Source organism: Enterobacter sp. HG048, assembly GCF_024702055.1.
GTDB classification, from domain to species: Bacteria; Pseudomonadota; Gammaproteobacteria; order Enterobacterales; family Enterobacteriaceae; genus Enterobacter; species Enterobacter dykesii.
Window position 1 is genome coordinate 31,489 of record NZ_JANLIZ010000007.1, and the last position, 13,536, is coordinate 45,024.

Consider the following 13,536-nt stretch of genomic DNA (forward strand, 5'->3'; position numbering starts at 1 on the left):
TTAACGTACCTTCAGCGTTGCCAGGCCAATCAGCACCAGCATCAGCGAAATAATCCAGAAACGCACAATCACGCGCGGCTCCGGCCAGCCTTTCAGTTCATAGTGGTGGTGAATCGGCGCCATACGGAAGATGCGCTGACCGCGCAGCTTGAAGGAACCGACCTGCAAAATCACCGACAGGGTTTCAACCACAAACACGCCGCCCATGATCACCAGCAGGAACTCCTGACGCAGCAGTACGGCGATAATGCCGAGCGCACCGCCCAAAGCCAGAGAACCGACGTCACCCATAAAGACCTGCGCCGGATAGGTGTTGAACCACAGGAAGCCCAGCCCCGCGCCGACAATCGCCGTACAGACGATCACCAGTTCACCCGCGTGGCGCAGATAAGGGATGTGCAGGTAGTTCGCAAAGTTCATGTTACCGGTCGCCCACGCCACCAGCGCAAAACCGGCGGCCACAAAGACGGTTGGCATAATGGCCAGGCCATCCAGACCGTCGGTCAGGTTAACGGCGTTGCCGGTACCGACAATCACAAAGTAGGCCAGCAGGATGTAGAACAGCCCCAGCTGTGGCATCACGTCTTTAAAGAACGGCACGACCAGCTCCGTGGCAGGCGTGTCTTTGCCTGCCAGATACAGCGCAAAGGCCACACCCAGCGCGATCACCGACATCCAGAAATATTTCCAGCGCGCGATAAGGCCTTTGGTATCTTTGCGGACGACTTTGCGGTAATCATCCACAAAACCGATGATCCCGTAACCCACCAGTACCGTCAGAACGCACCAGACGTACGGGTTGGAAGGATACGCCCACAGCAGCACGGAAACGACGATGGCGGTCAGGATCATGATCCCACCCATGGTCGGCGTGCCGCGCTTGCTGAAGTGCGATTCCGGACCGTCGTTACGCACAACCTGGCCGAAAGAGAGTTTTTGCAGACGGGCAATCATGCGCGGGCCCATCCACAACGAGATGAACAGCGCAGTCAGCAGGCTGACGATGGCGCGAAACGTCAGATACGAAAAGACGTTAAAGCCTGAATAATATTTGACCAAATGTTCGGCCAGCCAAACTAACATGTCCCGTTCTCCTGTAATGCGTGCACAACCTCTTCCATGGCGGCACTACGTGAACCTTTCACTAACACAGTCACAATTTGTTTTTCTGTAATCAACGCCTTAAGGCGCGCTATCAACGCGGCTTTATCAGCAAAATGCTCGCCAACGCCGCTGGCATGGCTAATCGCCTGGCTCAGTTTTCCTGCGCTCAGCACGCAGTCCAGCCCTGCCGCTTTCGCCGCTTCACCGACCTGGGTATGGCAGGCTTCGCTTTCGTCGCCCAGCTCTGCCATATCGCCCACCACCATGATGCGATAGCCCGGCATTTCAGATAACACCTGCACCGCCGCCGTCATCGAGCCAACGTTCGCGTTGTAGGAGTCATCCAGCAGCAGCTTGTTTTCCGAAAGCTGAATCGGGAACAGACGCCCCGGCACGGCTTTCAGGTTCGCCAGCCCGGTTTTAATCGCCTCATGCGACGCGCCCACCGCCGTCGACAGCGCCGCCGCCGCAAGCGCATTGGCGATGTTATGGCGACCCGGCAGCGGCAGCAGCACATCAACGTCACCCGTTGGGGTCGTGAGGGTGAACTCCGTGCCGTGCGACGTCACGTGGATATTGGTCGCGGTAAAATCACTGTTGGCCGCATTCGGCGAGAAGCGCCAGGTTTTACGCGAACCAATGATGCTCTGCCAGTTCAGCCAGTCGTTGTTGTCGGCGTTCAGGATGGCGATACCGTCATCCGGCAGACCGGTGTAAATCTCACCTTTGGCTTTCGCTACGCCTTCCAGCGAGCCAAAGCCTTCCAGATGCGCCGCCGCGAGGTTATTCACCAGCGCGGCTTCCGGGCGAGTCAGGCTCACGGTCCAGGCGATTTCGCCCTGGTGGTTTGCCCCTAACTCGATCACTGCAAATTCATGTTCTTTGGTCAGGCGGAGTAATGTCATCGGCACACCGATGTCATTATTGAGGTTGCCCGCGGTATAAAGCGTATTCCCGCACTCGCTGAGGATCGACGCCGTCATCTCTTTCACCGACGTCTTGCCTGATGAACCGGTCAAGGCGACAACGCGAGTAGGGACATGCTGACGCACCCAGGCGGCCAGCTCACCGAACGCGAGACGCGTATCTTTCACCACAATTTGTGGCAGATCGATATCGAGCTTGCGGCTGACGAGCAGCGCACCAGCGCCGTTCTCTTTGGCCTGTTCTGCAAAATCATGCGCGTCAAAACGCTCGCCTTTCAGCGCCACAAACAGACAGCCTGCAGTGATTTTGCGGGTGTCCGTCGTTACGGCATCAATGGTCAGGTCTTGCCCGTGCAGGTCGCCCTGCAGGATGGCAGCGGCCTGGCTTAACGTGATGCTAATCATGCCACGACTCCCAGCAGGCGTGCTGCCGTTACGCGGTCCGAGTAGTCCAGACGGCGATTGCCAACGATCTGATAATCTTCATGCCCTTTGCCCGCTAACAGGACAACATCATTCTCCTGCGCCTGCATGATGGTGTTGGTCACGGCTTCCGCACGGCCTTCCACCACGCGAGCGCGGCCCGCGTCCAGCATGCCCGCCAGAATGTCATTAATGATGGCGCGCGGCTCTTCGGTACGCGGGTTGTCATCGGTCACAACCGGAATATCTGCGAACTGCTCGGCAATAGCCCCCATCAGCGGGCGTTTGCCTTTATCGCGATCGCCGCCGCAGCCAAATACGCACCAGAGCTTACCGGCGCAGTGCAGGCGCGCCGCTTCCAGCGCTTTTTCCAGCGCATCCGGCGTGTGGGCATAATCAACCACAACGGTCGGTTTGCCCGGCGCGCTGAACACTTCCATGCGGCCGCAAACCGGCTGCAGACGCGCTGAGGTTTTCAGCAGTTCAGCCATCGGATAACCCAGCGCCAGCAGCGTGGCCAGCGCCAGCAGCAGGTTGCTGACGTTAAAGGCGCCCATCAGGCGGCTTTCAATCTCACCTTCACCCCAGGAAGAGGCAAAGCGGATTGTCGCCCCGCTGTCGTGATAATTCACCTCAACCGCTTTCAGCCAGCGGCCGTGGCAGTTCGGATTGATATGGTCTTCCATCGACACCGCAACCGCATCCGGCAGCTTCGCCAGCCAGCGGCGGCCCACTTCGTCGTCGGCGTTGATAATGGCTTGTCCGTAATGGTGAGTAGAGAACAGCAGCCATTTCGCGGCTTCGTAATGCTCCATATCACCGTGATAATCAAGATGATCGCGGCTCAGGTTGGTAAATACGGAAGCAGCAAATTTCAGCGCCGCGACGCGGTGCTGTACCAGACCGTGCGAAGAGACTTCCATTGCAGCAAAGGTTGCCCCCTGCCCTGCCAGACCGGCAAGCACGTGCTGTACGTCTACCGCCGAGCCGGTGGTGTTTTCCGTCGGGCTCACTTTGCCCAGCAGGCCGTTACCCACGGTACCCATCACCGCACCGGTTTCACCCAGCAGCTGGGCCCACTGCGCCATCAGCTGCGTGGTAGTGGTTTTACCGTTCGTACCCGTGACGCCAACCAGGCGCAGCTGGTCGGAAGGTTCGTGATAAAAACGTCCCGCCAGCGCGGAAAGACGCTCGTTTAACTGGCTGAGATAGATAACCGGCACTCCGTGCATTTCACGAATCTCACCGTCGGTTGCCTCATCTTTCGCCTCAGCAATAATGGCAGCCACACCTTGCGCTATCGCCTGCGGGATATAACGACGCCCGTCCGCCTGATGACCGACCACCGCCACAAAAAGATCGCCAGAAGCAGCCACGCGGCTGTCCAGTACCATCTCTCGCAGTGCTCGCTCCGGTGCATTTGGCACCCACGGAGCGAGAAGGTCGCGCAAATTACGATCTGCCACCTGTACCCTCGCCTTGATTAATTACAAATTCACTTTTTTCGCCCGTCGCCAGCGCATCCGGTTCAATGTTCATGGTGCGTAACACGCCGCCCATGATAGCCCCGAACACAGGCGCGGAGACGGCGCCGCCGTAGTATTTACCCGCCTGTGGATCGTTTATCACGACCACCAGCGCAAAACGCGGATTGCTTGCAGGCGCAACGCCTGCGGTATAGGCAATGTATTTGTTGATATAGCGGCCGTCCGGCCCTACTTTTTTCGCCGTACCGGTCTTGATGGCGATGCGATAACCTTTGATTGCCGCCTTCACGCCGCCGCCACCGGGCAGCGCCACGCTTTCCATCATATGAACAACAGTACGGACGGTTGATTCCGGGAAGATACGCTCGCCGGGAACCGGTGGATCAACTTTGGTAATCGACAGCGGACGATATACGCCATAGCTGCCGATCGTTGCGTAGACTCGCGCTAACTGTAACGGTGTCACCATTAGCCCGTAGCCGAAAGAGAAGGTGGCCCTCTCTATGTCAGACCACCGTTGTTTTTGAGGATATAAGCCACTGCGTTCTCCGACCAACCCCAAATTGGTCGCCTTTCCAAGCCCAAAACGTGAGTAAGTCTCTACTAACGCTGAGGACGGCATCGCTAACGCCAGCTTTGAAACACCGACGTTACTCGACTTCTGTAACACCCCGGTCAGGGTCAATTCGCTGTAGCGCGCCACGTCTTTGATTTCGTGGCCGTTAATTCGGTATGGAATGGTATTCAGTACGGTGTTTTCATTGACGATACCGCGCTGAAGTGCAGTCATGACCACCATCGGCTTAACGGTCGAACCCGGTTCGAATACGTCGGTGATGGTACGGTTACGCATAACATCCTTCTGCGTACCGGTGAGATTGTTAGGGTTGTAGGAAGGGCTATTGGCCATCGCCAGCACTTCACCCGTGTTGACGTCGACTAACACGGCACTGCCCGATTCCGCTTTGTTGAAAGCCACGGCATTGTTCAGCTCGCGGTAAACCAGCGCCTGTAACCTCTCATCAATACTCAGCGCCAGGTTGTGTGCGGCCTGGCTGTCCGTAGAGGAGATATCCTCGATTACGCGACCATAGCGGTCTTTACGCACAATGCGCTCGCCGGGCTGGCCGGTGAGCCATTTATCAAAGCTTTTTTCAACGCCCTCAATCCCCTGGCTATCGACGTTAGTAAAGCCAATGAGGTGAGCAGTCACTTCGCCGGAGGGATAGTAACGACGGGATTCTTCACGCAGGTGGATGCCCGGCAGCTTTAATTTTTTGATGTAGTCCGCCATGTCAGGGTTCACCTGACGCGCCAGATAGATAAACCGCCCTCTCGGGTTGGTATTCACGCGTGAAGCTAACTGGTCCAGCGGCATCTTCAACGCATCCGCAAGCGCCTTCCAGCGGTTATCAAGCGTGATCCCGCCTGCATCATGCAGTTCTTTCGGATCGGCCCAGATCGCCTTCACCGGCACGCTCACCGCCAGCGGACGACCCGAGCGGTCGGTGATCATCCCGCGGGATGTCGACACTTCCTGAACGCGCAGGGAACGCATGTCACCCTGGCGTACCAGCATGTCAGGAGCGATGATTTGTAGCCAGGCCACGCGTCCAAGCAGAAAACCCAGAGCGAGTAAAATGCAGCCGCAAAGCAACGCAAAACGCCAACTGATAAAGTTGGCCTGTTCTTCCTGACGTTTTGGTTTTAGCGTTTTTGCCGCTGCTTTCATGCGTCGCGTTTTCCCTTATTTTTGTACTACGATATTTTCCTGCGAAGGATCAACATGCTGCAATTGCAGCTTTTCCGTTGCGATCCGTTCAACCCGGCTGTGATCGCCGAGCGCGTTTTCTTCAAGGATCAGATTTCGCCATTCAATATCCAGTGCATCGCGTTCCAGTACCATCTGCTCGCGTTGCGCAGTCAATAAACGTGTATGGTGGGCGGTGGTCACCACCGTAACAGCCGTGACAATGATGCAAATGAACAGACAGAGTGGCAGTTTCCCAAACCGCAAAAGATCGTCGCCGATCACGCCAGGCAAGGCATGGCGCTCGTTGCTTCCTAACGAATCCTTAACTTTGCTTAGGGTCTCTGTCACTCTGCCGATCATGCGTTCGTCCTCTCTGCAACACGCAGCACTGAACTACGGGCGCGTGGATTCTCTGCCACTTCTTCTTCGCCCGGCATCAACTTGCCTAATGCTCGCAACTGACGGCCACCCAGCTTCCTGAGTTGTTCTTCCGTCATCGGCAGCCCCGCTGGCACCTGTGGACCGCGGCTTTGTTCGCGCATAAAGCGTTTCACAATACGGTCTTCCAGCGAATGGAAGCTGATGATGGATAACCGCCCACCCGGGGCCAGCACGTCGAGCGAGCTTTTTAGCGCCAGCTCTATTTCCTCCAGTTCACTGTTTACCCAGATACGAACCGCCTGGAAGGTACGGGTCGCGGGATGTTTGTGCTTATCCTTCACCGGCGTCGCCGCCGCGATCACTTCGGCCAACTCTTTGGTGCGGGTCATGGGCTCAATACGATTGCGCTCAACGATGGCGCGCGCAATACGTTTGCCAAAGCGCTCCTCGCCAAACGTTTTGATGACCCATGCAATATCGGCTTCGTCAGCGGTCTGTAACCACTCAGCGGCAGACTGACCGCGCGTCGGGTCCATACGCATGTCCAGCGGACCATCACGCATAAAGGAGAAACCACGTTCAGCATCATCAAGTTGGGGTGAAGAGACGCCAAGATCGAGAAGAATCCCGTCGATCTTGCCCGTCAGGCCGCGCTCGGCAACATAATCCGCGAGCGCAGAGAAAGGTCCATGCACGATGGAAAAGCGTGGGTCATTGATGGTCTGTGCAACGGCAATAGCCTGCGGATCGCGATCGATTGCCAGCAGACGTCCTTCCTCTCCAAGCTGGGAGAGAATCAAACGCGAGTGACCACCGCGACCAAACGTGCCATCAATGTAGATGCCATCCGGACGAATATTCAGACCGTTTACGGCCTCGTCCAGTAACACCGTTTTATGTTTATAATTTTCCATCATATTTATAGAGACAAGTCCTGCAGCCGTTCCGATAATGTCGCGGAATCAGACTGCTCAGCGTCGATATCTTCCTTGACCTGTTGATACCAGGTCGTTTCATCCCACAGTTCAAACTTGTTGAACTGCCCGACCAGCATCACTTCTTTGGTCAGACCGGCATGTTGCCGCAACACAGGCGCAATCAGTAATCGCCCTGCGTTATCCATCTGACATTCACTGGCATGTCCCAATAACAGCCGCTGCACGCGGCGTTCCTGCGGGTTCATGCTCGACAGTCGCGACAGCTTTTGCTCAATAATTTCCCATTCAGGAAAGGGGTAAAGCAGCAGGCAGGGGGAGTTAATGTCAATGGTGCAAACCATTTGACCCGCAGCGTTCTCAATCAGCTGGTCGCGGTATCGGGTTGGTACCGATAATCGCCCTTTGCTGTCGAGATTGACTAACGTTGCTCCACGGAACATGCCAGTCTCACCCCTCCTCACCACTTTAACCCACAAATTCCCACCTAAAGGAGTTTACGGAGCGAGGGAAAAGCTTGTCAAGCCAGGACTCTCCCTATAAGGACTCGGAAGCCCTCTATTTACAGAGATAAACAGTCCTGGTTAATAACTGCACAACTGGCGAGGCAAAATTAACGTTATGAATATTTGTAAGAAAAAAACCGAATATGCACACTAGCGTTAAAGCTCACTCAATATCATCGCAGATAAATATAAAGTGTCAGTTTGCGACGCGGGCAGCATTTTATGACAGATTCTCAGGGGATAACAGCGCCAGATTCACTCTGGCATCCGGTAAGCGCGGCGGTTGCCACGTAAGCTGGCACAGCAGGAGGAAAAACGTCTGATTATTCATCGGCCGAATAGGGTTTGTAACAAAACAATACAAAGATAGCTGTTTAAAATCGCTGAGATGTTCTTTAAAGGACAATTTAAAAGCCAAAATGAATTAAGAAAAATAGGCGATTATGATCTCACAAGAATTATCCTAATTTCTCTCCGGGAATTATCCGCACGTTTTATCGCAGCAAAATGGGGCAGACTTCTCCGCCCCGGTCATTTCATTTTTGGCGGCTTAAAATTCCGCGATGATAGAGATTACGTTTGATACGTGTCAGGCCCGGCTTCGGTTTGCGCGGCTCATCCAGGCTTGCCAGCACAATCTCCAGCACGCGTTCAGCCACATCGCGGTGACGCTGTGCTACCGCCAGTACCGGACACTGGAGGAAGTCGAGCAGCTCGTTATCCCCGAACGTGGCAATCGCCAGATCGGAGGGCAGTTTACCTTCACGACGTAATGTTACATCCATGACACCCTGCAACAGCGCAAATGACGTGGTGAACAGCGCCTGAGGCATCGGGTGCGTTTCCAGCCATTTCTCAAACAGCTGCGCTGCGGCTTCACGTTCGTAGCTGTTGGCATAGAGGTAGTGAACCTCGCGCGGATCGTCTTTCCAGGCAGTTCTGAATCCCTGCTCACGCAGGAAGCTTACGGAAAGCTCGGGCAACGCGCCAAGATACAGCACTGTTTCAGCGGGGAACGTTCTCAGCTCCGCGGCCAGCATTTCTGCATCATCCTGATCCGCACCCACGACGCTGGTGAAATGCTCGCGATCGAGAGCGCGATCCAGCGCAACGATTGGGAACGAGTCGTTCGCCCAGCGCTGGTAGAACGGATGCTCTGGCGGCAAGGAGGTCGATACGATGATGGCATCCACCTGGCGCTGGAGCAGATGCTCAATGCAGCGCATCTCGTTGTCGGGCTGGTCTTCCGAGCAGGCAATCAGCAATTGATAGCCGCGCTGGCGCGCCTGACGTTCAAGATAGTTGGCGATACGGGTATAGCTGGTGTTTTCCAGGTCAGGGATCACCAGACCAATAGAGCGGGTACGCCCGGCACGTAGGCCGGCTGCGACAGCATTCGGATGGTAGTTATGCTCACGAACCACCGCCATAACTTTTTCAACGGTCTTGTCGCTGACACGGTACTGCTTTGCTTTACCGTTAATCACATAGCTGGCCGTTGTTCGTGACACGCCGGCTAGCCGGGCGATTTCATCCAGTTTCACAATTGCCCCTTAAAAAAAGAAAAGAGTCCATGGCCCTGTCAAGGTTATGGTTAAATCTTTTAACATCTAAACGCAGAAAAGCCTTCGCGGCAACCGCTTTTATCTGCGTTGTCGGCTGATTACGCAAAAAAAAGCCCGGCTTTGGTGACCGGGCAGAAAGAGGCGAACCTTTTTGACAACTAACGCATGATTTTCTCACCGCGTGACAGACCCACTACACCCGATCTCGCGACCTCGACAATTTTTGCGACATCCCGCACGGACGCCAGGAAAGCATCCAGCTTGTCGCTTGTCCCAACCAGCTGAACCGTATAAAGAGAAGGCGTGACGTCGATAATTTGTCCGCGGAAAATATCCGCATTGCGTTTGACTTCATCACGCCCGTAGCCACTGGCCTGGATTTTCACCAGCATGACCTCACGTTCAACGTAGGCCCCCTGCCCCAGCTCGCTCACGCGCAGTACGTCGACCAGCTTATGCAGTTGTTTCTCAATCTGCTCAAGCACTTTGGCATCACCGACGGTTTGGATCGTCATGCGCGACAGCGTAGGGTCTTCCGTCGGGGCAACGGTCAGGCTTTCAATGTTATAGCCGCGCTGCGCAAAAAGGCCAATGACGCGCGACAGTGCGCCAGACTCGTTTTCCAGTAAAACAGATAATATCCGGCGCATATCAGGTTCTCTCCGTTTTGCTTAACCACATTTCATCCATACCACCACCACGAATATGCATCGGATAAACGTGCTCGGATCCATCAACAATCACATCCATAAAGACGAGGCGGTTGTTTTTAACGTGCTCAAGCGCTTGTGCGAGCTTCGTTTCCAGCTCAGCCGGATCGGTCACCCGCATGCCTACATGACCGTAAGCTTCAGCAAGACGAACAAAGTCCGGCAGCGATTTCATGTAGGACTGGGAGTGGCGGCCAGAGTAGATCATATCCTGCCACTGCTTGACCATACCGAGATAGCCGTTATTCAGGTTCAGCACCAGTACCGGCAGTTCATATTGCAGCGCGGTAGACAGCTCCTGAATGTTCATCTGAATACTGCCGTCCCCCGTCACGCAGACGACGGTTTCATTCGGCAGCGCCAGCTTCACGCCCAGCGCGGCAGGCAGACCAAAGCCCATGGTTCCTAACCCACCGGAGTTGATCCAGTGTCGCGGTTTATCAAACGGGTAATACAGGGCGGCAAACATCTGATGCTGCCCCACGTCTGAGGTCACGTACGCCTCACCTTTCGTCAGTCGCCACACCGCTTCAATGACCGCCTGCGGCTTAATGTTTTCACTTTGCGTGTCATATTTCAGGCACTGACGCGCGCGCCACTGCTCAATCTGCTGCCACCAGTCGCGGATCTCATCCAGCGGCTGGGTTGCACTCTCCTGGGCCAGCAGATCCAGCATTTGCTCCAGAACCTGCCGGGCATCACCGACGATCGGCACATCAGCCGACACCGTTTTTGAAATTGACGTTGGATCGATATCAATGTGCAGCACGGTGGCGTTCGGACAATACTTCGCCAGGTTGTTGGTGGTGCGATCGTCAAACCGCACGCCGACGGCAAAGATCACATCGGAATGATGCATTGTCATGTTGGCTTCATAGGTACCGTGCATACCCAGCATCCCCAGCGCCTGACGATGGGTGGCAGGGAACGCCCCCAGCCCCATCAGCGACGACGCAACGGGAAGGTTAAGCTTTTCAATCAGTTCACGAAGCTGGGCTTCACAGGCAGAGTTGATCGCCCCGCCACCGACATAGACCACCGGTTTTTTGGCGGCCAGAAGCGTTTGCAACGCTCGCTTGATCTGACCTTTATGCCCCTGCGTTGTGGGGTTATAAGAGCGCATGCTGACCGCTTCCGGCCAGACATAAGGCAGCTTGTTTGCCGGGTTGAGGATATCTTTAGGCAGATCGACCACCACCGGTCCCGGGCGTCCGCTCGCCGCCAGCCAGAAGGCTTTTTTCAGTATGCCTGGAATGTCTTCTGTTTGCTTGACCAGGAAGCTGTGCTTCACAACGGGACGCGAAATCCCGACCATGTCGCACTCCTGAAACGCATCGTAGCCTATCAGCGAGGTTGCCACCTGCCCGGAGAGGATCACCAGCGGGATAGAGTCCATATAGGCCGTCGCAATGCCGGTAATGGCGTTTGTTGCGCCGGGGCCGGACGTGACTAATACCACGCCCACTTCACCCGTCGCACGTGCCAGGCCGTCAGCCATGTGTACCGCCGCCTGCTCGTGACGTACCAGAACATGGTCAATGCCCCCAACCGTATGCAGCGCATCATAAATATCGAGGACCGCACCGCCAGGGTAGCCGAACACTTGCTTTACGCCCTGATCGATCAGCGACCGAACGACCATTTCCGCGCCAGACAACATCTCCATGCTTTGCCTCCAGGCATTTTGTTATAGACGGACTGCCGAATTCATTTCCGCACCGTCTTACGATTGGGATAAACCAATCTTATATTTTGCAGAGTGTTCTTTACCTTAACCGCTCGTTATGAGGCAGGCAATTAGCAAACCTGGGGAGATAAACGGTGGGTAAAGCAGAAAAAGCAGCCGTTAAGAGAAGATATGGTTAATTCCTCTGAGAATAGAGGATGGGGTGATAAATCATCGCTGAAAAGCGCGACAACGCAGAAAATCATCTATTTTTGCGCGCCAGAGAGCAGCCCAAAAAAAAGCACTATAGAATAAAATATCAGTTATCTAAAAAAAATCAGGATAAATCACATAAACCGATGCGATTTATCCTGATGCGTTTACCGGCGGCAGATGCCAACCAGCAACTCTTCCATCCACTGATGTCCTTTATCCCGGCCCGCTGCTTCATGCCAGGAAAGATAACAGGTTCGGCTATTTAGCTTAAGCGGCAGAGGCAAAATTTGCAGATTTAAAGATTCAGAAAACTCTTCTGCCAGCCAGCGCGGTGCAATCGCCACCAGATGCGTTTGGGAGACAACGTTTAATACGCTGACCATAGCCATCCCCTGATAAGCCACGCTCGCCTGTTTATCCGCAGTGTCATACCACGGCAGGCTAAAAGAAGCATATCTGTCGAGCGCAACAACGGCGTGCTGCTCGTTATAAACATCGTTTTCTCGCAGCGGAGAATTCATGCGCGGGTGTTTTTTACTGGCGACCAGAACCATTTCATCCTTAAACAGCGGCACGCAGGAAAATTCCGGACGACGGAACTCTTCATACCCCAGAACGAACTCTATCTCCTGATAGCGTAACTGATGTTCCGTGTTTTGATTCAGGGATGATTTAAAAGCAAGATGGATATTTGGTGCGATCTCTTCAACTTTATTATAGATAATCGACGTTAAATAATTATCTAATGGACTACAGACACAAAGATGGAATACGCGCTCGCTGCTTAAGGGTTCAAAGCCCGACCCCGGCAGCTCATTTTGAACCAGTTGCAACGCCTGGCGAATAGAGCCAAACAGCTGGTATGCGCGCGCTGTAGGCTGAATCCCTCTCCCGTACCGAACAAATAATTCGTCGTTAAACATAAGCTTAAGCCTGGCAACGGCATTACTTACGGCAGGTTGTGACATCCCCAAGGTTTGAGCAGCGCGGGTGATATTCTGTTCCTGCATGACAGCATCAAACACCGTCAGAAGATTCAGATCCACCGTGCGTAACTGCGGTTTAATCCCATCAGTAGCTTGAGGTTGTTTAATATTATTTTCTGGCACTTCTGACTCCACTGTCACGCTACACCCCTTTGCCAACGTACGGTAATAATCTCGAAAAATATGATTTATCATGCAAATACGATCAGCGAAAGAGAATGATTTAAAATTCGGAATATATAAAGACTCTATATTAACGAAAGTTAATGAACAAAAATGATATGTTTGACTTTAGGAGCCAAATGAAACCATAAACTAAACAAATATACAATTGCCATCAGGTTAATGATGACGTAAGTATTATTAAAAAATTATCGCTATCGTCCAACAGTTAGTTAACAACCTGTTACCCCCGTCCGCTTTTCAGCATTCTGGAATAGATTCACAGCATTTATAACTTAATGATCTCAAAACGCTTTAAGCACATAGAATTCTCTTCAACCCATTTCACGCTTGTTTGAACAATTATATTTTTTTGTTTCTGCAATTTTTTATTAAGTCCAAAATTAGACAATTAGACGGGTCAAAAAAGCAAAAACCAGCACAATTAGCTAAAGTGAATATCCTGTTGATCTCGTCTGTCGGGCCCGTTTTCATCCTCAGGGGTTGACATGAACAGCCGTATCCAGTACCACTAAAAGCATATTGAATTTAACGGAGCACGATTCATGACACGCACCATTCGTTTCACCGGTCTACTACTACTAAACGCATCCACTGTGCGCGGTAGACTGGCGGGCGAAATTCAGCGTTGAATCGTCACCAGTAAGACTAGAAACCCGCGCCACTGCGCGGGTTTTTTTATGCTCGTAGCAAGG

At 53.7% G+C, this 13,536-nt stretch carries 12 protein-coding genes; 1 reads left to right on the forward strand and 11 read right to left on the reverse strand.

The annotated features are described in order from the left end of the window. From mraY to leuO, 11 genes are all read right to left on the reverse strand, one after another. Complete coding sequence (gene mraY / locus NUX24_RS10575; RefSeq protein WP_008501985.1) at positions 1-1,083, reverse strand: phospho-N-acetylmuramoyl-pentapeptide-transferase; 1,083 nt, start codon at positions 1,081-1,083, stop codon at positions 1-3. Further along, positions 1,077-2,435: a UDP-N-acetylmuramoyl-tripeptide--D-alanyl-D-alanine ligase gene (murF, locus tag NUX24_RS10580; RefSeq protein WP_257831419.1), complete on the reverse strand. Its 1,359-nt coding sequence runs from the start codon at positions 2,433-2,435 to the stop codon at positions 1,077-1,079. The genes mraY and murF overlap by 7 nt, the downstream gene beginning before the upstream one ends. Continuing rightward, positions 2,432-3,919, reverse strand: a complete 1,488-nt coding sequence (gene murE, locus NUX24_RS10585) for a UDP-N-acetylmuramoyl-L-alanyl-D-glutamate--2,6-diaminopimelate ligase (protein WP_048979011.1) — start codon at positions 3,917-3,919, stop codon at positions 2,432-2,434. Before murE ends, murF begins: the two co-directional genes overlap by 4 nt. Further along, positions 3,906-5,672, reverse strand: a complete 1,767-nt coding sequence (locus NUX24_RS10590) for a peptidoglycan glycosyltransferase FtsI (RefSeq protein ID WP_047651534.1) — start codon at positions 5,670-5,672, stop codon at positions 3,906-3,908. The genes murE and NUX24_RS10590 overlap by 14 nt, the downstream gene beginning before the upstream one ends. A gap of 15 nt (positions 5,673-5,687) precedes the next feature. Next, the gene (gene ftsL / locus NUX24_RS10595; RefSeq protein ID WP_008501989.1) at positions 5,688-6,053 is read right to left on the reverse strand and encodes a cell division protein FtsL; all 366 of its coding nucleotides are present in this window, start codon (positions 6,051-6,053) and stop codon (positions 5,688-5,690) included. Then, the gene (rsmH, locus tag NUX24_RS10600; protein WP_021240527.1) at positions 6,050-6,991 is read right to left on the reverse strand and encodes a 16S rRNA (cytosine(1402)-N(4))-methyltransferase RsmH; all 942 of its coding nucleotides are present in this window, start codon (positions 6,989-6,991) and stop codon (positions 6,050-6,052) included. The genes ftsL and rsmH overlap by 4 nt, the downstream gene beginning before the upstream one ends. A 2-nt stretch (positions 6,992-6,993) precedes the next feature. Continuing rightward, the gene (mraZ, locus tag NUX24_RS10605) at positions 6,994-7,452 is read right to left on the reverse strand and encodes a division/cell wall cluster transcriptional repressor MraZ (protein WP_257831424.1); all 459 of its coding nucleotides are present in this window, start codon (positions 7,450-7,452) and stop codon (positions 6,994-6,996) included. Positions 7,453-8,051: 599 nt separating this feature from the next. Continuing rightward, positions 8,052-9,059, reverse strand: a complete 1,008-nt coding sequence (gene cra / locus NUX24_RS10610) for a catabolite repressor/activator (protein ID WP_047651537.1) — start codon at positions 9,057-9,059, stop codon at positions 8,052-8,054. Positions 9,060-9,238: 179 nt separating this feature from the next. Beyond that, a complete protein-coding gene (gene ilvN, locus NUX24_RS10615) occupies positions 9,239-9,730 on the reverse strand; it encodes an acetolactate synthase small subunit (RefSeq protein ID WP_023310389.1) in 492 nt (163 codons plus the stop codon). A gap of 1 nt (position 9,731) precedes the next feature. Then, entirely contained in the window at positions 9,732-11,456 is a 1,725-nt protein-coding gene (ilvI, locus tag NUX24_RS10620; RefSeq protein ID WP_257831427.1) for an acetolactate synthase 3 large subunit, read from the reverse strand. 380 nt (positions 11,457-11,836) lie between these two features. Continuing rightward, entirely contained in the window at positions 11,837-12,781 is a 945-nt protein-coding gene (leuO, locus tag NUX24_RS10625; RefSeq protein WP_047651540.1) for a transcriptional regulator LeuO, read from the reverse strand. Between the two features lie 605 nt (positions 12,782-13,386). On the opposite strand from leuO, the gene leuL reads away from it, so the two are divergent. After that, positions 13,387-13,473: a leu operon leader peptide gene (gene leuL, locus NUX24_RS21905; RefSeq protein WP_071786497.1), complete on the forward strand. Its 87-nt coding sequence runs from the start codon at positions 13,387-13,389 to the stop codon at positions 13,471-13,473. Positions 13,474-13,536 lie beyond the last annotated feature (63 nt).